Annotated in this window: 22 protein-coding genes; 4 read left to right on the top strand and 18 right to left on the bottom strand. The window is 61.3% G+C overall.

What is annotated here, in order from left to right; genetic code table 11:
• Positions 1 to 12: 12 nt before the first annotated feature.
• The 7 genes from NWV16_RS04540 to NWV16_RS04510 all read right to left on the bottom strand — a co-directional run bounded on the left by NWV16_RS04540 (position 13) and on the right by NWV16_RS04510 (position 7286).
• Positions 13 to 651 (bottom strand): YdcF family protein, encoded by a 639-nt coding sequence (locus NWV16_RS04540; RefSeq protein ID WP_065261066.1) that lies wholly within the window; start codon positions 649 to 651, stop codon positions 13 to 15.
• Entirely contained in the window at positions 648 to 1319 is a 672-nt protein-coding gene (locus NWV16_RS04535) for an HAD family hydrolase (protein ID WP_260522131.1), read from the bottom strand. The genes NWV16_RS04540 and NWV16_RS04535 overlap by 4 nt, the downstream gene beginning before the upstream one ends.
• Before the next feature lies 1 nt (position 1320).
• The gene (locus NWV16_RS04530) at positions 1321 to 2496 is read right to left on the bottom strand and encodes an MFS transporter (protein WP_260522130.1); all 1176 of its coding nucleotides are present in this window, start codon (positions 2494 to 2496) and stop codon (positions 1321 to 1323) included.
• A 63-nt stretch (positions 2497 to 2559) separates the two neighbouring features.
• Positions 2560 to 4281: a carbamoyltransferase gene (locus tag NWV16_RS04525; protein ID WP_260522129.1), complete on the bottom strand. Its 1722-nt coding sequence runs from the start codon at positions 4279 to 4281 to the stop codon at positions 2560 to 2562.
• Between the two features lie 445 nt (positions 4282 to 4726).
• Positions 4727 to 5620: an NAD-dependent epimerase/dehydratase family protein gene (locus NWV16_RS04520; protein ID WP_260522128.1), complete on the bottom strand. Its 894-nt coding sequence runs from the start codon at positions 5618 to 5620 to the stop codon at positions 4727 to 4729.
• A 103-nt stretch (positions 5621 to 5723) separates the two neighbouring features.
• The gene (locus NWV16_RS04515; protein ID WP_007953823.1) at positions 5724 to 6635 is read right to left on the bottom strand and encodes a LysR family transcriptional regulator; all 912 of its coding nucleotides are present in this window, start codon (positions 6633 to 6635) and stop codon (positions 5724 to 5726) included.
• A 60-nt stretch (positions 6636 to 6695) separates the two neighbouring features.
• Complete coding sequence (locus NWV16_RS04510; RefSeq protein WP_260522127.1) at positions 6696 to 7286, bottom strand: NAD(P)H-dependent oxidoreductase; 591 nt, start codon at positions 7284 to 7286, stop codon at positions 6696 to 6698.
• Positions 7287 to 7490: 204 nt separating this feature from the next.
• Between NWV16_RS04510 and NWV16_RS04505 the strand changes: the two genes are divergently transcribed.
• Entirely contained in the window at positions 7491 to 7805 is a 315-nt protein-coding gene (locus tag NWV16_RS04505) for a putative quinol monooxygenase (RefSeq protein ID WP_065261059.1), read from the top strand.
• Here the strand turns inward: NWV16_RS04505 and NWV16_RS04500 are convergent.
• The gene (locus NWV16_RS04500) at positions 7795 to 8559 is read right to left on the bottom strand and encodes a sulfite exporter TauE/SafE family protein (RefSeq protein ID WP_260522126.1); all 765 of its coding nucleotides are present in this window, start codon (positions 8557 to 8559) and stop codon (positions 7795 to 7797) included. The two genes, NWV16_RS04505 and NWV16_RS04500, sit on opposite strands and share 11 nt — an antisense overlap.
• An 82-nt stretch (positions 8560 to 8641) precedes the next feature.
• On the opposite strand from NWV16_RS04500, the gene NWV16_RS04495 reads away from it, so the two are divergent.
• From NWV16_RS04495 to NWV16_RS04485, 3 genes are all read left to right on the top strand, one after another.
• Complete coding sequence (locus NWV16_RS04495; RefSeq protein WP_260522125.1) at positions 8642 to 9523, top strand: LysR substrate-binding domain-containing protein; 882 nt, start codon at positions 8642 to 8644, stop codon at positions 9521 to 9523.
• Positions 9524 to 9578: 55 nt separating this feature from the next.
• The gene (locus NWV16_RS04490; RefSeq protein WP_260522124.1) at positions 9579 to 10154 is read left to right on the top strand and encodes an NAD(P)H-dependent oxidoreductase; all 576 of its coding nucleotides are present in this window, start codon (positions 9579 to 9581) and stop codon (positions 10152 to 10154) included.
• 199 nt (positions 10155 to 10353) lie between these two features.
• Entirely contained in the window at positions 10354 to 10764 is a 411-nt protein-coding gene (locus NWV16_RS04485) for a MerR family transcriptional regulator (protein WP_260522123.1), read from the top strand.
• 69 nt (positions 10765 to 10833) lie between these two features.
• Here the strand turns inward: NWV16_RS04485 and NWV16_RS04480 are convergent, their stop codons facing one another.
• The 10 genes from NWV16_RS04480 to NWV16_RS04435 form a co-directional block, all read right to left on the bottom strand.
• Positions 10834 to 13449 (bottom strand): efflux RND transporter permease subunit, encoded by a 2616-nt coding sequence (locus NWV16_RS04480; RefSeq protein ID WP_260522122.1) that lies wholly within the window; start codon positions 13447 to 13449, stop codon positions 10834 to 10836.
• A gap of 33 nt (positions 13450 to 13482) precedes the next feature.
• The gene (locus NWV16_RS04475) at positions 13483 to 14319 is read right to left on the bottom strand and encodes an outer membrane lipoprotein-sorting protein (protein ID WP_260522121.1); all 837 of its coding nucleotides are present in this window, start codon (positions 14317 to 14319) and stop codon (positions 13483 to 13485) included.
• A gap of 70 nt (positions 14320 to 14389) precedes the next feature.
• Positions 14390 to 15685, bottom strand: a complete 1296-nt coding sequence (locus NWV16_RS04470) for a DUF1302 family protein (protein ID WP_260522120.1) — start codon at positions 15683 to 15685, stop codon at positions 14390 to 14392.
• A 2-nt stretch (positions 15686 to 15687) separates the two neighbouring features.
• Complete coding sequence (locus NWV16_RS04465; protein ID WP_260522119.1) at positions 15688 to 16452, bottom strand: SDR family oxidoreductase; 765 nt, start codon at positions 16450 to 16452, stop codon at positions 15688 to 15690.
• A complete protein-coding gene (locus tag NWV16_RS04460) occupies positions 16449 to 17186 on the bottom strand; it encodes a 3-oxoacyl-ACP reductase family protein (protein WP_260522118.1) in 738 nt (245 codons plus the stop codon). The genes NWV16_RS04465 and NWV16_RS04460 overlap by 4 nt, the downstream gene beginning before the upstream one ends.
• A gap of 9 nt (positions 17187 to 17195) precedes the next feature.
• Positions 17196 to 20066, bottom strand: coding sequence for an aminotransferase class III-fold pyridoxal phosphate-dependent enzyme (locus NWV16_RS04455; protein ID WP_260522117.1), 2871 nt, complete (start codon positions 20064 to 20066; stop codon positions 17196 to 17198).
• 54 nt (positions 20067 to 20120) lie between these two features.
• Positions 20121 to 21329, bottom strand: a complete 1209-nt coding sequence (locus tag NWV16_RS04450; protein WP_260522116.1) for a beta-ketoacyl synthase N-terminal-like domain-containing protein — start codon at positions 21327 to 21329, stop codon at positions 20121 to 20123.
• Positions 21326 to 22621, bottom strand: coding sequence for a beta-ketoacyl synthase (locus tag NWV16_RS04445; protein ID WP_260522115.1), 1296 nt, complete (start codon positions 22619 to 22621; stop codon positions 21326 to 21328). Before NWV16_RS04445 ends, NWV16_RS04450 begins: the two co-directional genes overlap by 4 nt.
• Positions 22618 to 23676, bottom strand: a complete 1059-nt coding sequence (locus NWV16_RS04440; RefSeq protein ID WP_260522114.1) for a beta-ketoacyl synthase — start codon at positions 23674 to 23676, stop codon at positions 22618 to 22620. Before NWV16_RS04440 ends, NWV16_RS04445 begins: the two co-directional genes overlap by 4 nt.
• Position 23677: 1 nt before the next feature.
• Complete coding sequence (locus NWV16_RS04435) at positions 23678 to 24952, bottom strand: beta-ketoacyl-[acyl-carrier-protein] synthase family protein (protein ID WP_260522113.1); 1275 nt, start codon at positions 24950 to 24952, stop codon at positions 23678 to 23680.
• Positions 24953 to 24955 lie beyond the last annotated feature (3 nt).

Below are 24955 nucleotides of genomic sequence, written 5' to 3'. Positions count from 1 at the left end.
GCAGCTCGGGCGTCAGTGTCTGCCCTTGATCAAATGGTGATCGAATCCTTGCTCGATCAGGTAGCGCCAGGCGACCTCGACTTCATCGGGAATCACCTGCTCGACCTGGAAGCCCAGCGAAGGGTAAACCATGATCCGGTGGATATCTCCGACCATTTCGTCGATCAATCCCAGGACCCCGATCAGATTACTCACCTCACCCGGAAAACCGAACGACGGCGCATCCACCCAGGCCTCAAGCCCCGGCCATTGAACGGGCAGGGTCAACGCCACGCGCCGGATCGAATTGGGCTTGGTCAGGAACGTCGCCCGGCGCACGTCCGGGAACAATGCCCTGGCAAACGCGATGTTCTCGGCGAAGTTGGTGGCGCGGGATTCGAGGGTGAATTGATCCGGCGAAACACCCTGGATCATGGCCCGTTGCGCAAAAACATCGGCTTCGGTGCGTTCCCACAAATGCTTCGTCCAGTTGCCGGTGTTGCCGGTAAACAGCAGATGCGGGGCGACGCCTTTTTTCAGCAACTGGCAGGCGTAATCGCAGACCCGCAGGTCGTAGGAGCCGCACACCACGATCAGCTCACAATCGCTGTGTTGGCGCCCTGCTCCGAGGAAATTCCACAGGACGGTCGCGTGTCGCAAGGTCGGTGTCATGAGTGTGCGAACCTCTGGGTAACCTGCCCGCTGATAAACAATCCACCGTCGGCATAAAGGTGCGTATCCACCCCGCCCTGCGAGACCGGGAGCGCCGTGAAATCCGTGTACGTCCGCAGTGCCCCGTGAGCGCTCAGCGTGGGATCGTCGCCAATGCCGATGCACAGCGCGCCACTGCTGACCGCCGACTGCACGCCGCTGACGGAGTCTTCGAAGACCAGGCATTCATCGCTCTGGCGATCCAGTCGGGCGGCGGCCAGACGATAGGGATCGGGAGCCGGTTTGCCGCTGCGCACATCGTCGCGGCAGATGATGCAGTCGAACACCTGCGTCAGGTCATGTTGCTGCAGGACGTGATCGACCCGCGCGCGCCAGCTGCTGGTGACCAGCGCCAGCGGCACGTGCCCGGCGAGATGCTCGATGAGCGAAGCGACGCCCGGCACCAGCGGGCAGATCGAAACCTCTTCGATGGCGTCGACTTCCTGCTTGATCAGCACACGCTGCTGCTCGTCGAACTGGCCGAACAGCGCCTGCAGGGTGTAGCCGCCGGGGCGACCATGAATGTGTTCGTCGATGAAGGCCTGATCGACCGCCACGCCGTACTGGCGTGCCACCGTGGTCCAGGCCCGTTCGATGACCTGACGCGACTGGATCAGCACGCCATCCATATCAAAGCAAACGGCTGTAAAGGTTCGTTGAGTCATCGGTAGCACTTCGCATTTTCGGATAAGCAATGAATGCCAGGACAGTGCCGGTCAACGCAAACAGCGCCATGACGTACCAGGCCCACTGTGGCTGCGTGTCGTACAGATACCCGGCGAAGGGTGTGGCCATGCCCATCGGCAAGGCAACCGCCAGCGAGTAATAGACGCCCTGGGTAAACACCTGCAGCTGCGCCGGCGCATGGTCGCGAATGCAGCGCATGATTGCCGAGTGGTAAGCCGCAAAACTCAAGGCGTGCAGGCATTGCCCCAGCAGAATCACCGCCAGCGCATCGCTGTCGGAAAACAGCGCCCAGCGTATCGACGCACAGACACTGGAAACCATCACGATAGACAGCGGTGAACAATACGCCAGAACTTTGTTGGAGATCGCGAAATAGGTGATTTCCGCAATCACCGCCACGGCCCAGAACATGCCGATCGCGGTGGCCGGGTAGCCCTTGGCGCCCCAGCCGATCGACGCCGTGGAAAAGTACAGGGTGTGGCTCAGTTGAATGAAACTGGCGGCGGCAATCGCGATCAGCAGGCCCTTGTGTGCAAACAGCGCCTTCCAGTCGGGCCGCTTCGTCACACGCTCGGGCGGTTGCAAAGGCGCCAGCGTGACCTGACGTTTCAACCAAAGACACGCCAGGGCAGTGAACAGCATGCTCGTCGCAATCACGATCGGCACCCAAGTCTGGCCGTAGTGCGCGAACAACAGACCGCCGAACGTCGAGGTCAGGATGAACGCCGAAGAGCCCACTGCGCGGACCCGGCCATAGTTCTGCAGGGCCTGCTTGTCACGCTTGAGCAGATAGGACTCGGACAATGGCAGTACCACCATCCACAGCCCGCCGAAGACAATGCTCAGGCACACGAATCCCCACAGGTGCACCGGCATGAAATAGAACAGCAACGTACACAACGCTGCCGAAAAACCGAGAAAAGCCGCGAGCCGAAGTTGGTCCACGCGCCAGTCGGCCACGTAGGTCATCAATACGCCGGTCACGACCTGGGGCCAATAGACCGCCGCGATCAGCAAGCCAATCTGGCTGGCGCTGAAGCCCAGCGAGTCCAGCCAGGTCGGCCAGAACGGATAGATGATCCCCTCCGCGGCAAAGAACCCGAAAAAGATCAGATACATGGGTCAACCATACGCTCGACACTCCTGAACAGGGCTCCGGGGAGCCCTGAAATACACCATCCCTTATTCGAAGCGTTGGCGGGTGAAGCTGTTCTTGCCCTTGCGCCAGACGATCAGTGCTTCACTCATGACCACCAGATCGACCATCCCTTCTTTCAACGCATCCAGTGCATCCTGTGGCGAACACACGATCGGCTCCTCATGACGGTTGAACGACGTGTTGATCAACGCCGCCTGACCCGTGCGCTCGTACCAGGCATTCAACAGGCGATGCATGAACGCGTCACGCTCCGGGCGAATGATCTGTGGCCGCGCCGTGCCGTCGATGTGCACCACCGCCGGACTGGCTTCGCTGAACGGCGGATGACAATCGTAGGTCATGGTCATGGTGTCTGCCGCCACTTGATCCTCATCCCAGCCGACGTAGCAGGCAGCCGCCTGCTCAATGGCGGTGACCGGTCCGAAAGGCATGAACTCCGTGCGGTGCATGCGCTTGTTCAGCCAGTCGTTCACCTCGGCATCCTGCGCGTGGTAGACGATGCTGCGGTTGCACAGCGAGCGCGGGCCGAACTCCATCTTGCCCTTGAACATGCCCAGCACCTGGTTTTCCATCAGTGCGTCGGTCAACACGTCGATGATGTTCGACGGCGCGTGATAACCGAGTTCGGGGTAGTCGCGCTGGATCAGGTTGATGTTCTGCGAAACGCTGCGCGACTCCGGGCCGAGGGTCATGGCCGGGTTCCTGAAGCGGGTGCCGTTTTCCAGGTATGCCGCCCCGACGGCCGCCGCCAGCGCCAGCCCGCCATCGCCCATGCACGGCAGCACATAGACGTTTTTCACCCCCGGAATCTCGCGCAGGCGCTGATTGAGTTTGACGTTGCCGAACACTCCGCCGGCCAGGCACAGGTTGGCGCTGCCGCGTTGCGCCAGATGATGCTTGACGACCGCCACCAGCAAATCTTCGGAGTGACGCTGCACGGCGGCGGCGATGTCTTCCGGGGTTTCCCGGGAGAACAGGGTCTGCAGGGATTCGCTGTAGTTGTGGTAGGACGGCAGGAACAGGTCACCGCAATTCGCCCTGATGCGTCCGTCTTCGAAACGGATCATCTGCTGCATCACCCCCAGCAACTTCTGCGGGTCGCCGAACGCGGCCAGGCCCGTGACCTTGCCTTCATGACGGTTGGGTTTGTAACCCAGCAAGTGAGTGATCCGGCCGTAGAAATAACCCAGGCTGTCGATGCTGGTTTCGCGCTGCAGCACCGTGGTTTCGGTCGGGCTGTACCAGGTCACGGTCAACGACTGGAAATCACCGCGCCCGTCACAGGTCAGGGTCAAGGCTTCATCGAATGGCGAGCAGACATAGGCACCGAGGGCATGGCACTCGTGGTGATCGATGTAATACGCCTTGCCGGTCAGCCCGTTGGCGGCAATGTACTGGTCGAATTCGGCGCGTTTTTCTTTGTCGTTGCGGACTTCATCGGTGACACGCTGGCGGAACTGCGCCAGGCCATCGGGGTTGTTCCTGACTTCTTCGACGATCCGGTCGAAATACAACTCAAGGTGCTTGTCGGCGCTGAAACCGGCATTCCATCCATAGGCCACGTAATCGACATCCTCCAGCGACAGGCCGGCCTGGTTCAACACGAAATCGATGGACTTCGCAGGCCAGATCTTGTGGTCCTTGATGCGGGTGAATCGCTCTTCGCTGACCGCCGAGAGAATCTGACCGTCACGTACCAGGCAGGCACCCGACAAGTCATTATTGGTAATGCCCAAAATGATCATAACTACTCCTTGTTCTTGCCAATTTCGCGGATGAGTTCGTCCACAACCAAAGCGCTCGGTGCGCCGGTCCTGGCCTGTGTCGCCGTTCAGCCCTCAATGGCCGAATGTCATGAACGGTAAGGAGGCGAACCCGACTCGTTCGCCCGAGACGTGCCTTTACGAGAAGGCAGCAGAGTTGCGTCTTGCCATCGCCAATTCCCTTTGCAAAAAAACTCCACGGGCAGTGCCCCACTGACTTGGCCTCATGGCCAGACCACCAGCGGGTTCCGGATATCCTGCAAGCTGGCCATGACACGTGGCCATGGCTGTGCGGGGATCAGGCTAGTAGGAATTTTCTGAACGTTTCGATGAGCCTCGGTGGGCTGTCCTTCTTTTCCGGGGCATAAAAAAACCTGCGGGAGCCGAAGGGCTCCCACAGGTTCGAGTGCGGTGTGAATGTGTGGACTCACAGCATTTCGTTGCGAATCCACTCGATGACCGACGTGCGCTTCGGCGTCCAGCCCAACAGTTCACGGGCGTGTTTGCCGCGCACCCGGCTGTTGGAGCCCAGGCCATAATTGGCCATTTCATAGCCCCACTCTGCCTCGGCGTCTTTCAGCGGCCAGTCTTGTGGCTCACCCAGATTCAGGGCCTCGGCCATGGCGGTGGTCATGTCGATGAACGACGCTTCACCGCTTTCAACGAAGTAGAACGTGCCCGGAACATTTTTGCTCAGGGCCAGCAGGTACAGCGCCACCACATCTTCGATGTGCACGTTGGACCAGATGTTCTGCCCGGTACCGACGTGACGCACCACACCGCTTTTGCGTGCCTGTTTCAGCAGGCGCGGCAACTGCACGCTGTCGCGATGGACGCCCAGGCTGTGGCCGTAGATCAAGGTGTTGCAGATCACGGCCGAGTTCACGCCGTCCTTCGCTGCCGCGAGGATCAGGTTGTCGATGGCCACCCGTGCGGCCTTGTCGACGGTCGGCTCGGGCAGGTTGTCTTCGAAGTAGATGACATCGCTGGATTTACCGCCCGAGGCATCGCCGACGATGCTCGAACCGCTGGTGTGCAGGAACACTTTGTTCGAGCCGCGCAGGGCGTCGAGCAAAGCTTCGACTGCGCCGCGATGGTCGCTGCTGGCTGCGTTGATCACCGCGTCGGCGGCACGGGCCTGTTGAGCCAGCAGCGCGTTGTCGTCGAGGGTACCGATCACCGGGGTGATGCCCAGTGCTTTCAACTCATCGGCCTGCTCGGCGCTGCGCACAAGACCGGTGACGCTGTGGCCGGCCTTGACCAGCCCGGTGGCGATGGAGCCGCCGATAAAACCGGCAGCGCCGGTGACGAATACGTTCATGGAGAAACTCCCTGCGTGAATAAGTGATGCAACGAGTATCGACCGCAGAACCCGGTGGAAAAACCCGTCGACAACCAAATCACTGTTGCGCAGGGGTCACGAATCAGCCTTTGAAATCAGCGCTGGCGTAAGCCGCCAGTTTGCTCTGGATGAAATCCAGGAAGCACTGGATGCGCAGCGCCAATTGTGAGTTGCGGTAGTACACCGCGTTGATCGGCTGGCGATAGCCGCTGTTGAATTCCGCCAGCAGCACCTTGAGGCGCCCGGCGCGAATGTCGTCGATGGTCATGAAATGCGAGAGACAGGCAATGCCCTGGCCTTCCAGCGCCAGATGCCGGACCGTCTCGCCGCTGGAAGCGCTGATCGCCGGGGTGATCGGCCAACGGTCACCGTGCACGTAACGCAGCGGCCACTGGTTGAGGCCTTCGTTCTGGGTGAAGCCGAGCAAGGTGTGTTCGCTCAGATCAGCGACCTGGAGCGGCGCACCGTGTTTTTCCAGATACGCGGGACTGGCGACAATCAACAGCGGGCTGCAGCCCAACGAACGCGCATGCAACGTCGAATCGGCCAGGGTGCCGATGCGGATGGCGACGTCGGTGCTTTGTTCCAGCAAATCAATGATCAGGTCGTTGCTGTTGAGTTCGAGCTGAATGTCCGGGTACAGCCGCCGGAACTCGTCGATGTACGGCACGATGGCATGGAGCATGAAGGGCGAGGCGGCGTTGATGCGCAAACGTCCGGACGGGGTCTGCTGGCGTGACGAGAGGCGCTCTTCGAGTTGATCCATCTGGTCGAGAATCAGCTTGGCCTGTTCGAAGAAATACTTGCCTTCTTCAGTCAGGTCCATGCGCCGCGTGGTGCGGTTGATCAGCGTGGTGTCGAGCTTGGCTTCCAGTCGCGACAACGTGCGGCTGACCGCCGAGGGCGTCTGCCCGACCTGCTCGGCGGCGGCGGAAATCGAACCGCACTCGATCACGCAGACGAAAATCTGCAACTCATCGGATCTGGCTTTCACGGGTGTCCTCGAATCGAAAGGCCTGCGATACAGGCTCAGGCCTTCGATAGTAGCCGAGCGTCAGGCCTTGAGGCCAAACACCTCGCTCAGATGCTGTTCGTAACGCGCCACGTCCGCTTCGATGTTCGGGCGTTTCATCACGTCCACGCAGAGGAAAGTCGGCAGACCGGTCATGCCGAGGAACTGGTTGGCCTTGTGGAACGGGAAGTACACGGCATCCACGCCTTTGGCCTCGAAGAAGTCGGTCGGATCGTCGAACGCCTGCTGCGGCGCGTTCCAGGTCAGCGACAGCATGTATTGCTTGCCGTGAATCAGACCACCGCTGCCGTACTTCTGCGAGGCGTCGGAACGGGTGCGACCGTCACTGGCGTAGAGGCTGCCATGGCCTTCGGTGAAGACTTCGTCGATGTACTTTTTCACGGTCCACGGCGCGCCCATCCACCAGCCCGGCATCTGATAAATGATCACGTCGGCCCAGAGAAATTTGGCCACCTCTTCGGCGATGTCATAGCCCTCGTCGATGAAAGTGGTCTTGACGTCGACGCCGCCACGATCCAGCACACCGAGCGCCGCTTCGTGCAGGGTGGCGTTATAGCGACCGTCGGAGTGGGCGAATTTTTTACCGCCATTGAGCAACAGCACTTTTTTCATGAGACAGCCTCGATCGGATGCCGATACACAGCGCAAAGCGCCGGATGGACAAGGGGAAGAAATTGAATGGCGGCAGATTAACGATGCCACTCGCGCGGAATAAGCGTCGGTTGCGCAAAATTCATTTGAGTAAAACGCACGAATAGAACGTCGATTATTGCCGTAGGATTGGCCGTCATCTGAATCTGAATGGAGTTTTTTGCCATGAGCGAACGCCAGGGTTTCATCCTGCACGCCAAGACCCGCCCGGAAAAAGCCGAAGCCTTCGAAGCGTTTTTCCGCGCTTACGTCGAACCGAGCCGCGCAGAACCTGGCTGCATCGAGTACCACATGCTGCGCGACAAGGAAGACCCGAGCCTGTTCATCTTCTACGAGATCTGGGAAAGCCAGGCGCATCTGGACGTGCACTCGAACCTGCCGCACATGCAGCAGTTTCTCGCCAATCGCATGGAGTACCTGGAGCGGGATTTCGATATCCGTCCGATCGAGATGCTCAGCGCATCGTCCGCTAGCCGCTGATCAGCAGATGGGCGCCCAGCGCGCCCAGACCGATGAAGAACACCCGCTTGAACAACACGGTGCTGATGCGCTGGCGCAGCCATTGCCCGAGCCACATGCCGAGCATGGCCGGAATCAGCATCAGCAGCGAAGCGCTCAATTGCGCGCCACCCAGCGAGCCGCGCCAGAGCAGTCCGGCGGCCAGCGCCAGGGTCGACACGGTGAAGGACAGGCCCAGGGCCTGAACCAGTTCATCGCGACTCAAACCCAATGCCTGCATGTAGGGGACGGCGGGAATCACGAACACGCCAGTGGCCGAAGTGATGACGCCGGTGATCAAACCGCAGAGCGGCCCCAGCCACGGTTCACGGCGACGACTGACATTCAGCGTCGGCAGGAACAATCCGCTCGCCGCATAGAGCAACAGCGCCACACCGAGGCCGCGCACCACCCAGTGCCCGCCCGCCATGCCAATCCACAACGTACCGATGGCTGTACCGAGGACAATCGTCAGCAGCATCGGCCACAGCCGTTTCACCAGTGCGCGTAGATGCCCGCCGAACGCCAGTTGCCAGACATTGGTCAGCGTCGCCGGAATGATCAGCAACGCCGCAGCCTGCGCCGGCGCCATAGCCAGACCGAGCAGCCCCATGGCGACAGTGGGCAGGCCGAGGCCGATCACGCCTTTCACCAGGCCGGCGAGAACGAAGGTCATCAGCACCAGTAAGGACAGCGCCAGACCGAGGTTCTGATAGAAATCTGCGAGTGCGTTCATGGCGATACTGTGCGCCGGCGCGGGTGAACTGAAAATCTGTCTTACACTGAGGCAGCCTCTCTTTCAGCAAGAGTCACGACCGATGCACTTCGACCTCACCGACCTGCGCCTGTACCTGCACATTCTCGACAGCGGCAACATCACCGCCGGTGCCGCCCGCAGTCATCTGTCGCTGGCGGCGGCCAGTGCACGGATCCGTGCCATGGAAGCTTCGCTGGGCACGGCGTTCCTGGAGCGTGGACGTCGCGGGGTCACGCCGACGCCGGCCGGAAAGGCCCTGGCGCAACATGCGCGGCTCTTGCTGCAACAAGCCGAGCGCATGCAGCAGGACCTGAACGAATACGCCCGCGGTGCCAAGGGCCAGGTGCGTCTGTTGTGCAACACCACGGCCATCAGCGAATACCTGCCGGAAGTGCTGGCGGATTTCCTGAGCGAACATCCCAACCTCGACATCGACTTGCAGGAACTGCCCAGCGCGCGCATCACCCACGCCTTGCGCCAGGGAACGGCAGACCTTGGCATCGTCTCCGACGCCGTGGACACCCACGATTTGCAGACCCGGATCTTTCGCGACGACCCGCTGGTGCTGCTCGTGCCGCCGGGGCATGCGCTGGCAGAGTGTCTCTCGCTGACCTTTGCAGAAACCCTGGCCCATGACTACGTGGCGCTGGGTGCCGACAGTGCCCTGGCGATTCATCTGGAAGAACAGGCGCTGCACATCGGCCAGCGCATGGCGATCCGCATCCGCGCCGATGGTTTCGATGGCCTCATGCGCATGGTTGCGCGCGGGGCGGGGCTGGCGATCGTGCCCAAAGTGGCGGTTGAGCGCTGGCCCCGGGCGAACTCATTTGCCTGTGTGCCGCTGGACGACCCCTGGGCCAGGCGGACGCTGCACCTGTGTTCAAGAAATTTCGCCCATCTGCCGGCCTACACCCAAGCCTTGCTGGAGGCACTGACGCCTTGACTCTACCGCTAGGGGCAGACTCTATCCTGTGAGCTTCTTTTCAGGAGTACACACTATGGGCAAACGAATGCTCGTGATTCTGGGACACCCCTCCACCGAGAGTTTTTGCGGAGCACTGAGTGAAACCTACGTTCAGGCGGCCAAGGACGCCGGGCATGAGGTACGGTTGATGCGCCTGGATGCGCTGGATTTCGACCCGGTCCTGCACGAGGGTTACAACAAGATTCAGCCGCTGGAGCCCGATCTGCTGCAAGCGCAGGCCGACATCACCTGGGCCGAGCACCTGACTTTCGTCTACCCGATCTGGTGGGGCGGGATTCCGGCGTTGATGAAAGGCTTTCTGGACCGCATCTTCCTGCCCGGTTTTGCGTTCAAGTACCGCGAGGGCAAAGCCTTCCCGGACAAACTGCTCAAAGGTCGCACCGCCCATTTGCTGGTGACCATGGACACGCCGTACTGGTACTACAAGTGGTTCTACGGTATGCCGGGCCTGCATCAGGTGCGCAAGACCACGCTGGAGTTCTGCGGGGTCAAGCCTATCAAGACCCTGACGTTCGGTCCCATGCTCGGCTCCAAACCGGAGCAGCGCGACGTATGGCTGAAACAGGCGCGAGCCAGCGCCGCGATCTGAATCCGACGCCACTGTCCAACTGACGGCGCTGCCGACGCCGTCAGCCTTCCACGGGCTCTCCCACAAGCCCGTCCGTCAGCTGTGCGCGTCATTTACGCACAGTTGCAACCTGCCGATGGTATTCACCCTATAATCGCCCGCCGGCCAGGCCTCGAGCCTGGCCACGCTACGCCCTGTTTTATCATCGAGATGGATCTTTATGTATATCGGCAAAGCCGCCCAGCTGTCGGGCACCACAGTCAAAAGCATTCGCCATTACGAAGAAATCGGCCTGTTGCCCGAGCCCAAGCGTGAAGGCAAATACCGAATCTACAGTCAGGAGAGCGTCGAGGTCCTGACGTTCATCAAATGCGCTCAGCAATTGGGCTTCAAGCTCAAGGAGTTGCAAGTCATCCTGAACAACTACCGCGGCGACGAATTCCCCTGGGACATGGCACAGAATGCCATCGCCCGAAAAAAAGCCGAGCTGGTGGCCCAGATCGGCGATTTGCAGCAGTTGTACGATGGTCTTGAAGCGTTTGAAAACAACCTCCACGAGGCAAGGCAGGAATGTCAGTTCGAGCGCATCGCCCGGCAGGGGGAAAAAACCCCGGCCGCTACGCTGAACTGAAAACCCTTCTGCGGCGCATGGGCCGGTTCGCCTGTCGGATCAGGGCAGGCGGAACCGGCTCAGGCCTGTTCAGCCCGGTACTGCCTCTGCGTCGAGGCGTTGCGCCCGAGCGGGCTGTGCAACCGGCTCAATTGCGCCGAAGAACCATGGCGAAACCAGCGTCACCAGAATGATGGTCATGACCCCGCTGGAGAACAACGCCATGGCCACCAGTGCCCCCAGGTCGACAATCGGCTTGAAGTCAGAAAACAGCAGCGCCATGAAGCCCACGGAGAAAATCACCACGTTGATCACCGTCGAGCGACCGACGCTGTGCATCGCCTGCAAAATCGCCGCGTCGACTTCAATGCCCTGCTGCACCAGCCATTTGATGCGCGACAACAGGTGCACCGCGTAATCGACCACGCCCACCACCAGGAAAGTCACCAGCGTCGTGCCGATGTTCAGCTGGATCTCGAACAGGTACATGAAGCCGTAGACCGTGACCGAGGTGGTCAGCAGGGTCAACATGCCGAGAATGCCCAGCCGCACCGACTTGAGCCAGTACATCATCATCAGCGTGACGACCAGCAACGCCAGGGAAAAACTCAGGACCTGGCCCTGGGTGATTTCCTGCAACACACCGGTCCAGATCAACGGCGTACCGGCATGCGTCACCTCCAGATTGGCCGGCTTGTTCACCAGCAGCCAGGCGTCGAGGCGATCAAGCATGCCCTGATAATCGCTGGCGACCGACGAGGTCATGGTGTACAGCGTCAAGGCCTTGGAAAAGTCAGCGTTGAGCACGTTGTTCAAGTCCGAGCCGCCACCGTTTTCGAACAGCATCACGTGCTGCTCGATCAGCGAATTGCCCGGCACTTCGAATTGTTCGACCTGCCCGTCATCATTGACGGAGCTCACCTTTTCCATGGCGTTGGGAACGCGCAGGTAATCAGGGTTCATGTCGTTGAGCACCAGGTTCATGCGCTTGACGTAAGTGGCCAGGGAGTAACCGTAACTCACGTTCGGCTGCTGCTTGATGAAGTGGTCGAGCCTGTCGATGAACTGCACCACCTCCGTGGTCAGCACCCCACGTGGCTCCTTGCTGTCGATGGCAATCCAGCCCGGCGCCGTCCCCGCCACGTTGGCGTGGTTGATGAACTGGTCCGAGATGCGGATATGGCTTTCGGGTTTGAAATAGGCAATGCCCGAGTCTTCGATATCGACGCGGAAGGTGAACACAGTGGCCAGCGCCAGCAGCGGCAACATGACCATGAGAATCGGTTTGCGAAAGCGGATCATCCAGGCGCAGAACGCCACCAGATAACGCGAAATGATCGATTCCTTGTGCGCAGCCACCCTGGCCTGCGCCGGTTGATCCTTGCCCCAGAGAGAGATCCAGGCCGGTATCAACAACAACGAAATGATCAGCGCCGCCGTCAGGCCGATGGACATGAACACGCCGAAATTGCGGATGCTGACGATGTTGTTGGTGGTGGAAATCATGAACGTGGCGATGGTCGTCACTGTGGTCAACACCACCGGTACAACCATCAGGCGCTGGGTTTCGCGGTTGGCGTCACGGTTGCTCTTGCCGGCGTTTTTCTGCTCGTAATATTCGGCCATGACATGGATGGCGTCCGAACAGCAGATGGTGAACAGAAACACCGGCAACACGCTGGTCAACAGGTCGAACGGCACCCGCAGCAATGCCATCAGGCCCAGCGTCCAGATGGTGCAGAACAGAATGTTGAACAGCGGCAACAGCACGCCCAGCGGTTTGCGGAAGAAGAACGTCAGCAGCAGGGTGATCAGCAGAAACACGATCGGAAACAGCACCGCCAGGTCATGGTCGATGATTTCCTGTTGGGCCGCGATGAAGATCGGCATGCCGGCAATGAAAATCTCGTCCTTGTATTCCGGATGCTCTGCCTGATACTTGGCGACGATGCCCCGCACGATCTGATAGGCGCGCAGTTGCGCCTGGGCGTCATCCTGCTTGGTGCCGAGTTCGGCCACCAGCATCGCGACTTTCTTGTCCTTCGACACCACCCCGTCGACCATCAGCTCGTTGCCCATGATCTGCGACTCGACCACGGCCGGGTCCATGTCATAGGCGTTGAGGGTCTTGTGGATCAACAACTCGCCACCGTCGGTCAACACGATGTTTTCCAGGTCGCCCATCGACGCCATTTCGCGAATCGGGTTGATCCGCTCGGCGAGGAAGGTCAGGAACAACTGATCATGAGCATCCCAGTTCTGACGCTGGGCATGATCGCGCAGGGCCTTGGCCTGAGCGTAATCATTCTGGGAAAAACCGTCCTCCAGAATGTCCCGGGTCAATAACTGCGCGCGGCTGTCATTCGGGTAGCGGGCGACGATCTGCGTCAGTTGCTCCTTGTCGGCGTCGTTGGCCAGAATCATCTTGCGCACCGACTGCGACATCGAAAACAGCGCATTGAGCGTCTGTTTGTTGAAGACCGTCTGCGGGTTGTTCAACGCCACCATCACCGAGTCGAAGGTGCCGGTGAACTCACCCTGCAAATCGATGATGGTCTTGCGCGCCGGATGGCTGTCCTTGAGCAGATAAGGGTTGGTGTCCGAGATCAGCGCGCCCAGCGTATAAGTGAAATACGCGGTGATCGCCACCAGCAGGAAAACGATCGCCCGCGCATGACGCTCGACGAAGTTCAGGTATCTTTCCATGATCATGTGTTCCAGGGTCGTCGGGAGCGGCGCTTAACGGGCAGACACGGAAAATTCCGGTATGTCACCGGTTTTCAGTCCGCGCTTGATGGCGGTCTGGGTAAACAGTCGGTCTTCCAGCGCAACGTTGTACTGCAACTGGTTGAAGCGCATTTCCGAGCGCGTGCCGTCGATGAAGTGCTCGGTTTCACTGAGCACGATGCTGTCGATTCCGTCGATGGTCTCGACCTTCTGGGTGCGCATCTGCTTGATCAGCACACCTTTGACGTCGAAGAAATCCTGACGCATGACCAGGAAGTTCTGCTTGTCGATCCACACCTTGAGCTGGTTGTAACCGGTCTTGGCCAGCACTTCCGGGGACGCAGGCTCACGTTCGATCACATAGCAGTCACGGCCCTTGATCTGCTCTTCGCCCAGCAATTTCTGCGAGTAATCCTTGACCCGGATCTTGTCCAGGTCGGCATAGGAGTATTCGCTGCCCATGAACGAGCCGCGCTTGTCGGTGGTGGAGATCCGGCGGGTCTGGCGGCTGACCGGCAGGTACATCCACTGGCTGTCTTCCAGGCCCAGAGGCTCATGCGGGTTTTCAATGTGGAACGCGACGTCGCGCACATCGGTCGGTGCCGAGAAATACATGCTGAATTTGTCGCTGTCCGGATAGTCCTTCTGCAGGTAGGTGAATTCACGAACCCGGGTATTGCCCTTCTTGTCGTGGAGGATCAACGACACCTGGGACATGAAGCTTTTACCGTCATTGCGATCACGCACCTGACGAATGATTTCATCGGCATTGCTGCCGTCGGCAGCGCTGGCGCAGACGCCACTGAGGATCAACGCGGTGGCGGTCAGACTTTTCAAAAGCGGCAACATCGGAATTTCCCTTTTCGTCGGATGAGTACATGCGGGCCTGCGCCATCGACGGCAGGCAGGCGTCGCGGGGTTAAAACAGATAGCCGGCGGACAGGCGCACTTGATCGTGCTTGCTGTACTCGCCGAAGGCCCTGTCGGGTTTGCCGAAGAACACGTCCACTTCCAGTCCCAGCTTGATGTAGTCCACGGGTTTGTAGGTGAAGATGCCCTGCAACAAAGCGTTGTCCTTGTACGGTGGCGAGGCGGCGGCCACCAGTCGGCTCTTGAGCCGGTCCTGCCAGTGAGTGCCCTCGGCCGAGAGGGTGAACAGCGGCTCGCGCTTGTCCTGCAGCATCCCGTCCTGCCAGTCGAGCAACACCTGTTCCTGCCATTGCGCCGAAATCAGCCAGTCGCGCCACAGATAGTCGACACCCAGCAGCGACTTGACCATCGAAGTGCTGTCGGCACCATAGGCGCGGGTCGGATTGGTCACGCGCCAATTGTCGAACCACGCGATCTCGCTGCGCACCACGATGCTGTGGCCGGCGTCGATCGCCAGCCCTGCACCGCCCATGGTGTAACGGGGAAACTGGCGCTCAAGGCGCGTACGACCGTCATCGGCCAGACCTTCGACGGCATACACCGGGTCCTGCTGACGTGCGCTCAGCGCCACGAAACTGGTGTCCACCGCACCGATCCGGCCATTGGCGCTCAGACCATAGGAGTAGCCCTTGTCACCGTCATAACCGGGTTTGGAATCCAGCAGGAAATACTCGGGATCGGGCGCCGCAAACAGCGGTGCGGCGAACTCGCTGCCCGCCACCGGCGGCCGGTTCTTGACGAAGTCGGTGATCCACAGCGCTTCCAGCTCCCACTCGCCCACGGGCTGCGTCACGCGCACCATCGGCACGGCGATGCGGCTGTCTTCGAGCAACGGGGTCAGGCCATCGCGATAGTCCAGCGGGTTGATCTGGTCCAGCACACGCAGTTCATCCGCACGCCCCCAGACCACCTGCTGCCAGCCGACCGTCACTTCACCGTCGCCCAGCGAATGACCGACATACAGATGCCGCCAGTCGGCGTCGAAACGATATTTGTCCCGGGCGCGTTCGCTGTACGGGTTGTTGCCGTCGTAGCGGGCGTCATACCGTACGCGGCCCTTGGCCTTGTAATAACCGCCGTCCCAGTTGTCCTCCAGATTGGCTTTGAAATACACGGCCTTCTGCGTGACCTGATCGTCACCGTGCAGGCGCAGCGCCGTGGCCACGCCGATTTCGGCGTCGGCGTAATCGGGCTTGAGATCATCGACTTCCAGGGCCGCGACAGCCGCCGGAGCGGCCACGCACGCCCACACCGCCCAGGCGATGCGGTTGATAGATCCTGGCATCGCTACATTCCCAATCCGACGCCGCCATCGATCACCAGGCTCTGGGCCGTGACCCCGCCGGCTTCAGGACTGGCCAGATACCGCACCATCGCGGCCACTTCTTCGCTCTGGATGAAGCGGCGCATCGGCAGTTTTTTCTTCGCGTTGCGCACGATCTGTTCCTGGGTCAGACCGGCGATCGCCGCTTGCGTCGCCAGCTCGCCCTGGAGCATCGGTGTATCGATCCAGGCCGGCAAAATCGCATTGACCGTGATCTGCCGCGACGCCAGGTCCAGCGCCAGGGCCTTGGTCATCCCGACGATGCCGTGCTTGGAGGCACAGTACGCGGTATTGCGTACTTTGCCGGCCCGTCCGAGGATCGAGGACATGTTGATGATCCGTCCCCGATCCGGCATCAGCGCCAGACACAGCGAAGTCACGTAAAACGTACCGTTGAGGTTGACCGAAATCACCTTGTGCCAGTTGTGCAGATCTTCGGGCTCGTTTTCATTGCAGATACCGGCACTGTTGACCAGCACGTCGACCTGCTTGATCCGGGTGCCGAGCTGCTTGAAAAACGCCTCCATGGCCGGCAGGTCGGCGATGTTCGCCGCATAGGTCTCGACCCGCGCCTTGATCCGCTCCTGCTGTTCGTCTACCCAGCCCTGCAGTTGCGGCAAATCCAGGTCCAGCAGAATCAGGTGATTGTCGCCATTGGCCGCGAAGTCCTCGGCCACGGCGCGGCCGATGCCTTTGGCCGCACCGGTAATCAGAATCGTGCGGCTCATGGCATTTTCAACCCGCCGTTCACCGGCAGGACCTCCCCGGTCAAGTACAGGCCACGGTCGGCGAGGTACAGCACCGCCTCGGCAATTTCCTCGGGTTCGGCGTAACGCTTGATCAGCAACCGCGACTGGATCTGCTCCTCCTGACTGCCGATCAGTGCGGTGCTCATCTCGGTCTTGACGATCCCCGGCGCCACCGCATTGACCCGGATATTGCGCGGTGCCAGTTCGACCGCCAGGGCGCGGGTCAAGGCTTCGACCCCTCCCTTGGCCGCGGCATAGTTGCTCTGGCCCTTGCCGGGCTTTTGCGCGGCGACCGAACTGATATTGACGATGCAGCCACTGCGCTGGCGCAGCATGCCCGGCAACACCTGCTGACAGCAGAGCAAGGTGCCGACCAGATTGGTCTGGATCACGTCCAGGATGTCGCCGGCCGGCATCGTCGCCAACAAGCCGTCACGGGTAATGCCGGCGTTGTTGACCAGCAGGTCGACGCGCTGGAAATGCGCTTCGACCCGCCCGAAGAATGACTCGATGCTGTCGCCACGGCTGATGTCGCATTGCAGCGCCAGGCAATCCACGCCCGACGCCTGCACCTCATCACGCAGGGCCATCGCCGCTACTTCATCACGCACATAACTGAACGCCACTTGATAACCGGCACCCGCCAGCGCCAGGACGATGGCCCGGCCGATGCCACGGCTGCCGCCGGTCACTACTGCTACTTTGTTCGGCATGACCGTTCCTTACAGCGAGTTGTCGGTTTTGAACTGCGCGAGGCTGAACCCGTGGGTCGCGGCCAGTGCGCGGATCTGCTGCACTTGCTCACGGCTGATGTCGCCGTAGGAATAGTGCTGTTTCATGCCCGACAACCCCATCAGTACCGACTCCGCCATGCAGGCATACAACTGCCCTTGTTTGAGGTAGGCGCGAACGTTGGGGGCCAGGCCATCGCCCAGCGGCGTCTGGACAATCCCGCCGTGCATGTACAGCACGTCGGAGCGCTGACCGGCGAGGTTCTGGTCCACGTTCAGCGGAACGGCGATGTCACAGATCACGCTGTTCTCGGCAAAGTGTCCGGCACCGAGAAACGCCTGCGGTGCATTCGCCGCACACAGCACGATGCGCGCTTGCTTCAAGACATCCAGGTCGTTGCTGACGGTGATGAACGCGTGGCTTCCCAGTTGCTCATCGACCAGTTGTGCCACGCGCTGACCGAGATCGACACTGTTGCCGTGGGCTTGCAGCAGGGCGTCGATACCCTGCAGCTGCTGCAGGCGACTGGCGAGACGATCGTGCTCGGCAACCCCCTTGAGGAGGGCGCGGGCAGCCTCGGCGTAAATCTGGTGAGCGGTTTTCTCCAGGCGTCGCAGCGAGCCGTCACGACCACTGCCGATCAGGATCAGGTGCTCGACACGGGTCGACAGCAGCGAGGCGTAGGTCGAAGCAATGTTGCCGGCCGCACCGACCACGGCAGCGGTCTGCCGGCTCAGTTCCAGTCCTTGCTGTTTGCAGCCCTGCTCGATTGCCTCCAGCCCCATGCCGATGGTCAGCGCGTTGCCCGAAGTCAGCGCCATGTCAGGAATTTTCAGCGCCTGACAGTTGTTGGTGACAATCGAGGTGTACATGCCCAGGCCGGCCACGCTGTAGCCGTCGGCGCGGGCATCCTTGATGCGATTGCCGACCTCCTCGCGGATGGTTTCCAGATCACCGCTGGCGATGTAAGCCGCCATCGCATCGGAATCCATGCACAGCGGATAGAGGGTGAATTCCACCGCCGTGCCCAGTTTCGAGCGGATCTGCACCGGGCCGATGGGCGCCGCGCGGCGCTCGGGGGCCATGCGTTTGATGAACTCGCGCTTCTGCTCCGGGCTCAGGGTCGACAGCGATGGGTCGACGTCACTGAGCATGTCCGCATCGATCAGGTGATTGATGAACGCCACGCGTGCTACCACGCGCACGTTCTCGTCAGACTTTGGGAGGCTGTCGGTCTCCGTAAAGCTGACCTCGCGTGCCGGCACATGGTCGATGCTGTCGGCACACACGCCGGCGGCCAGCGGGAATGCATCGCGGCGACGCAGCATGTCGCAGACTTTTTGCAGCGAAGCGATCAGGCCATCGATCTCCTGGAAGGTGATGCACACCGGGGGTTCCAGGCGAATCACATTGGCGTTGCTGCCCGACGGCGCCACACGCAACGACTCGAACTGCAACAGGTAGCCGGCAATGATGTAGCCCAGCGCTTCGTTGTACTGCGCCGACGCCTGGACCAGCGAACTGGCACCGGTCAGGTCATGCAACTGGAAGCCCAGCAGCAGGCCGCGCCCGCGCACATCGGCGATCACGTCCGGATAGGCCGCCTTGAGCTCCAGCAGCGAAGCCTTGAGGTATTCGCCCTTCTTGTTCACATCCTTGAGCATGGCGCTGTCGTTCTCGAACAACCGGCGCAGGGCCGACAGCGCGATGTGGCACGACGCATCGTCTTCAGCGAAGGTCGAGCTGTGGATGTAGCTGAAATCGTTTTCGTAATGACTGGCACGAATCACGGTGGCGGCGATTTTCATCAAGCCGCCGCCCAGTGCCTTGGACAGGCAGTAGTAGTCGCCCTGCAGGTTGAAATGGGTGGCGCCGAGCAAGGTGCCGGTGCGGCCGAAACCCGACTGCACTTCGTCGATGACCAGCGGGCACTGCTGCTCGTTGCACAGGCGACGCAGGCCCAGATAGAACTCTTTGGCAAACTCGTTGATCCCGCCCTCACCCTGGATCGGTTCCAGCAGCACGGCAGTGATTGCGCTGAACGCTTCACGGCGCACGTGCAGGGTTTCGCCGCTCCACTCCAGGCTCAGCCAGTGATGCTGATGGCGGGCCGGCAGGTCTTGCAACTGCTGCGGTTGATCCGGGTCGATGAATTCGACGTTGAGCCCGAAACGGGCAAATGGCTTGCGGTATTGCTTGCCGTAAGTCAGTTGAACGGTGTTCACCAGTTTGCCGTGGAAGCTGCCCCGCACCGCGAGGAAGACCGGCTCGACATGCAGTTGCGCGAGGTTGTGCTGACGCACCGCCTCGGCCACCTGACGCACGGTCACGCTGGTCAGGTGCGGCGGCAACAGGCCGGCTGGCAGTTCGAGATCATCGACCTCCAGCTCGACATAGGCCTTGTCGCTGGTCATCAGGTTCGCCAGTTCGAAATCATGCTCGTCGAACTGCTTCTGCAGGTTTTTCTGCCGACGGTACTCGGCATGCTTGACGGCGATTTCCACCGACTCGGCGCCACTGTTGGAGAACGTGGAAATGTAGCGCTCGGTGTTGTTCAGCTCACGGTTGAACGCTTCGCTGAGTTCGCGCCCCAACTGCCCCGCCGCGCTGCGCACCGACATTTGCGCGTTGAACGGCACATCCGCACGCAACAGGCCGCACAGCTGATCGACGAATTGCGGATCGTTGTGGCCGTACAGCGCAGCACCGTAGCCACCGAGAAAATCGGTGACGGTCACTTCGTCACCCTTTTTGTCGCGGTAGAACAGCTTGCTGCCCTGCGCCCGATGGAACTGGCACTCCAGGCCCAGGGCCTGCATCAATTCAACGAATTTTGGCCGAACGTAATCGCGGTAATCCATGACAGTCATATCCCTTGAGTAAAAATTCAGAAGCGATGTATTGCCTTCAAGCGGTCAGTCGTCCGCCTGCAAGTCGAGTTGGTAACAGGCGCTGAAGCCGTTGTCGTCGCGGTTGATCACCAGGCAATCGTGCAGAACGGCATCCCGTGGTTCGCCCGAGACAAACGGCAGATGCGTATCCACCGGCTGCGTCAGCCCGGCAATCGGCGCGATGCTTTGGGCCTGCAGCATCCGGCGGGCGAGGATCAGGTCGACCAGGCTCGGCGCACCGCTGAGGATGCCGGTCAACGCCGTGCTGCTGGTGATGTGTGCGGCGCCGGTACGGGCCAGCGTGCGGGCCAGATCGGCGTCCTTGTGCGCCGTGCCGGTGGCGCTGCTGATCAGCAGATCGACCTGTTTGTCCGGCAGGCTCAGAGCGTCCAGACGCGGGTGCGCGAACAGCGCCGTCAGGCAAATCTGCGGTTCCGGCGGCAGATCCGCGGCCCGTCGCAGCACCAGCGCAGCGGCGCCTTCACCGGCAATGCCGCCCGAACCTTTTCGGTCGAAGGCGAGCATCTGCCGGGAACCGTCGGTACCGATCACACCGGCCTCGGCGAGCGCGGCCAGCGCCAGCGGGTCGAGCTCACTGCCGGCCCCGACCACGATGGCCACGTCGATGCGTCCACTCTGCAAGGCACTGTGCGCCTGACGCAATGCCGCCAGATTGCCGGCCACGCCTTGCATGTAGGCGTTGCACTCACACTCCAGTTTCAACGCCAGGCTGACCACGCCGAGCAAGCCGTTGCTCAGACTCTTGAGCACCAGAAACGGATCGAGCGCACGCTCCTGCAACACTTGTCGAGCGAGGCGGTTCATGTCGGCTGCGCTGTCGGTCCGGGACTCTTGAAGCAGTTCTCCATAGGAAGCCACCGACGGATGGGTATACCCGCCCTGGCAGCAATAGAGGCCATACCGCAAACCGTCCCGACCGGGTTCGACGCCAGCCTCGGCCAGCGCCTGGCGTGCCGCGCTCACGCCCCAGATCACCGCCGGCGGGCAGTAACGCTGCAGGTTTTGCGCTACGTCCTGGCGACTGCGCTGGTGCGTGGCGTCATCGATCTGTCCGAATGCGGCGATGCGTTCACTGTGAAACAGCGGCGTTTGCAGAGGCGCAATCGCACTGCGACCTTCCCGGGCTGCCGACCAGAATCCCTCGACACCCCAGCCCGTGGGCAACACACAACCGCTGCCAGCGATGGCAATGCGTGCAGTGGCGCTAGTCATTGTCCGTGCTCCCGATATTTGCCAAGTGCCAGCGAGGTGTTCAGCCCGCCGAAGCCAAAGGAGTTGCTGAGGGCGTAATCCACACGACGGCTGACGGCCTGACCGGCGCAATAATCCAGATCGCAGCGCTCATCGGCCTCGTGCAGGTTCACGGTGGGCGTGACCAGATCGTTCAGACAGGCGAGTGCAGTGACAATGCACTCCGGCGCCCCGGCCGCCGCGATCAGGTGACCGAATTGTGATTTGTTGCCACTGACGGCCAGCGTCTGAAAATGCTTGTGCCGAGCGAACACCTGCTTGATGGCCAGGGTCTCGGCGACATCATTGAGTGGTGTCGAGGTGCCGTGAGCATTGATCAGGTCAATCTGTTGCGGCTGCAACCCGGCATCGTCCAGCGCCGCTTGCATGGCCAACGCGGCGCCCCGGCCCTCCGGCTGCGGCGCGGTGACCTTGTAGGCATCCAGGCTGCTGCCGTAACCGAGCACTTCGGCATACGGGGTCGCCCCTCGCGCCAGGGCATGCTCAAGACTTTCCAATACAACGAATCCGCCGCCTTCGCCGGCGATCAGACCGCTGCGGTCACGATCGAACGGTCGGCACAGATCAGCGCCCCAGCGTTGCTCGCCCGAGGCGGCACCCAGCAGGTACAACGCCGCCATGGTGTCGAGGTTGAGCACCGAGTCGGCGCCACCGGCCACGGCAACGTCCACTTCGCCGCGACGAATCATCCGGAACGCATTGCCGATCGCCTGGGACGCGCCGGCACAGGCACTGCTGATATTGATCACCGGACCTTCACAACCGAGGTCGTCGGCAATCACTCGCGCCAGCCGGTCATTCGCCTGACGCAGGGAGCCTTCGGCACTGACTTCCGTGGCCCGCGCCATCAGGTGTCGCCAGTCCGGTGCATCGCCGTCCGGCGCCTGAGTCAGAAGCATGTCGGCGAGCATGTGTTGCGGTGCCCCGGAAGCACACAGCACGGCAGCCTCGCGCAATTGCCCGGGATTCAGCCCACTGTCGGCGACGGCCTGGCTGGCAGCCACCCAGCCAAAGCGACTGCGTTTTTCCAGGGGCAGCGTCCAGGCCGGGTGGTTCTGCAAATGCCCGGGCAATAACGCCATGTCCACGGGCGCCGCGTAGCGAACCGGAAATTCATTGTCCTGCAGGTCTTGCGGCTGCCACGGGCGCACGCAGTGTTCGGCGCCGAGCATTTTTTCCCAGAGGGTCTGCCATTCGAAACCGAATCCGGTTACCGCGCCCATTCCGGTGATCACAATCCGTGTCGCACTCATGCGTACTTCTCCAGGGTTTCACTGGCCAACAGCAATGCGCCCCAGTGACCGGCGCGACCATGACTGACGAGCAAGGTGTAACCAGGCACAGCGCCTGCTTCGCGACTGTGGTGCAAAGCCATGGCAACCTCGGTCAGCAATCCGCTGGCGCCCAGTTCGCCGGTCATTGCGCTGACACTGCGCAGACATTGAGGCTTCGATTCAAACAGGCTCATCAGTTGCCGGTCGGCGGGATTGGCCACCAGATTGGCAACGTCGCCCACACAGAGTTTTTCCTTGCTCAGGGCGCGCTCGATCACGCGTTTGCCGACGGCCAGCGTACGCTGCGGATCCGCGCTGTAGCCTCGGGCAAACCCGGCCACACGCAAGACCTGCGTGGCGTCCTGCAGCGGTTTCGAACTGAGCAACAGCGCCGCAGCGCCTTCACCGTAAACCGGCTCGTCCGCCAGAGCGGGCTCGCGCAGGTACAGGGCCGGTGTCAGGTTCGGACTGCTGCTGACCACCAGCGCCGCATCGGCGTGTCGTTCGGCAATTTGCTGGCAGGCCTCGATCAACGCATCGAGCCCGGCATTGTCCTGGGAGCAGAAGCCGCCCATCGGGCCATGGCAATTCAGCGCCTCGGCCACGTAAGCCATCACGCTGCTGTTGAGCAGTGTCAGCGCATGCAATGGCGGGGTGTTGGCCAACAGTTGCGACAGCTGTTTGTGCGGTTGTTCGAGGATCGCCTGCACGGCATCCCAGCAAGGACTTGGTGCGTCCACCTCCGGGATCGCGGCAGTCAGGGCAATGCGCGCTGCAGGCAGTTGCAATGCCGCCAGCGCGGGTGCCAGCCGTGCAGCGCAATGCAGCAGACGCAGCCCTTGGGGTTCGACGCTGCGCTGGATCTTGCGATCGAACAGATCACTGGCCAGGCGCGGCACGGGCAACGCCAGAGCCTTGCGTTGCAGGTCGAAGGCCAGCGGTTGTGGCACCGGCGGTGTGCCGAGCAGATCGGCGCATTCGCTGCCGGCCGCATTGAGTACGGCAGCGGCATTGATGTAGAGGGGTCTGTTCATGTCATGCCCTCCCCAGAACCAGCGAGCTGTTGACGCCGCCGAAACCGAAGGAGTTGGACATCACCACGTTGATCGACTGACGCATTGGCTCACTGAGGAACTTCAGTGAAGGGTATTCGGCGCGCTCAGGCTCATAGTTCAAGGTCGGCAACAGCACACCGTCGCGCAAGGTCATCAACGACAGCACGGCTTCAATGGCACCGCTGCCCGCCAGAGAGTGACCCATGGCCGATTTGTTGGCGGTGAAGGTCATGAAGTCCTGACATTCGCCAAACAGTCGTTGCAGAGCCAGGGCCTCGCAACTGTCGTTGGCCTGGGTGGAAGTCCCATGGGTGTTGACGTGTTGCACGGCACTGCGCAGCAGCCCGGCATCTTCGATTGCTGCGTCCATGCATTCCTCGTACTTGCTGCCATCCCGGCTGCTGGAGGTCATCTTCTGGGCTTCGCAGACATTCGCGTAGCCCAACACTCGTCCCAATGGCCTGGCCTTGCGGCGCCGGGCATGCTCGGCGGATTCGAGAATCACCAGTGCCGCGCCTTCGCTGAGCACAAAACCACTGCGATCGGGCATGAACGGGCGGCTCTGCTCGCCTGCCGGCAGGTCGGCCTGGCACAACGCGCCGAGGCTGTTGAACATGTAATACGGCAGCTCATTGGCCATCAGTTCCACGGCGCCGCAAATCGCCAGATCCACTTCACCGCGCTCGATCGCCCGGAAAGCGCTGCCGATGGCCATGGTGCCGGCGGCGCAGGCATCAGAGTGGGTCGAGATGCAGTCGCGGATACCGAGCCAGTCCGCCAGATGCTGGGTCTGCTGATCGACCCGACGCACGAAGGCCGAGCCCGACGGTGCCGGATGGTCCAGCAGGCGATCCAGATCGACTCTTCCTGCGTCATCCATGCATCGACTGACCCGCTGCAGATCGTCGCTGTCGGCACAATATTTGTTGGCCCCCAGAAAGAGACCGCTGCGGCTGTGGGCAAAGTCGACCGGTGTCAGACCGGCGTGCTGCAACGCCTGACGCGCGACGTACTCGGCCAGCACGCTCTGACGCGGGTGCAACGCTGCATTGCCACCGAATCCGGCGGCGATCTTCTGCCACTGTGCTTCATCAATAAACCCGGCCGCGCTGTTGCGAAACCCCAATGCCTGGAACCGGGGATGTTCGCGGACACAGGATTGTTTCCGGCTGATGCGCTCGAACAACGTGGCGGCGTCCAGCGCCATGGGCGCCACCAGGCCGAACCCGCTCACATAGACTTCTCGTGCCCGCATGTG

The organism is Pseudomonas sp. BW7P1, from assembly GCF_024981055.1.
Taxonomy (GTDB): Bacteria; Pseudomonadota; Gammaproteobacteria; order Pseudomonadales; family Pseudomonadaceae; genus Aquipseudomonas; species Aquipseudomonas bananamidigenes.
This window is presented reverse-complemented; position numbering and strand designations above follow the sequence as displayed.